Annotated in this window: 1 protein-coding gene and 1 pseudogene; both read left to right on the top strand. The window is 62.5% G+C overall.

Annotated elements, in window-relative coordinates; translation table 11 throughout:
* Positions 1-209: hypothetical protein (locus RCCGE510_RS35915; RefSeq protein ID WP_037080986.1), on the top strand; the 209-nt coding region annotated here is incomplete at its 5' end.
* Between the two features lie 57 nt (positions 210-266).
* Positions 267-714: pseudogene (locus RCCGE510_RS35910) on the top strand (DEAD/DEAH box helicase); the annotation flags it as partial.

Raw genomic sequence — 714 nt, 5'->3', positions numbered from 1 at the left:
ACGATCTGACCGCGTGGATCCGCTCGGACGAACCTGGGGAACCGGTGCGCTCCGACTGGCGCCCAACACGACAGCGATTTGGCGCCCTGACCTGGCGCGGCAAGGATGCGCTGCTTCGGCTTGACTTCGATGAGAATGGTCCGTTCCTCGACAAGTTCGTCGTCGAGAAGCCGGCCAGGGGCAAGGAGAAAAACCCCTACCCACGCTAGAACTCGCATCTGGCACTGTTCGCCGCGTGGGAATTTGCTTCCCAGGGCAAGCGCACGTTGATTTTCTCCACCCAGGCCAACTGGGTGGAAGGCTACGGCAAACAGGTCGTCGATCTTTGCAGGCGCGGCTATCTCGCTCCGCTCCTAGAGGACGAGGCTCCGATCGCGCGCGCCCTCGAGGTTGGCAAGGAATGGCTGGGCGAGGATCATCCCGCGGTCGCCAGCCTGAAAGCCGGCGTCGCCATCCATCACGGCCGGTTGCCGAGCCCCTTTCTGCGCGAGCTGGAAGTCCTTCTGTCGGAGGGCGTTCTGAAAGTCATCGTGGCTTCGCCGACGCTCTCCCAAGGGCTCAACCTCAATGCCGCGGTCTTGCTCGTACCGACGCTTTACCGGGCTGGCGAAAAGATCAAGGGCGAGGAATTCGCGAATGTCGCCGGCAGAGCCGGGCGTGCCTTTGTTGACGTAGAAGGGCTGATCGTCCACGTCACGTTCGACAAGACCGACT

The organism is Rhizobium sp. CCGE 510 (assembly GCF_000292525.1).
Taxonomy (GTDB): Bacteria; Pseudomonadota; Alphaproteobacteria; order Rhizobiales; family Rhizobiaceae; genus Rhizobium.
Note: the sequence above shows the minus strand (reverse complement) of the source record. Positions and strands in the feature narration are given on the sequence as shown.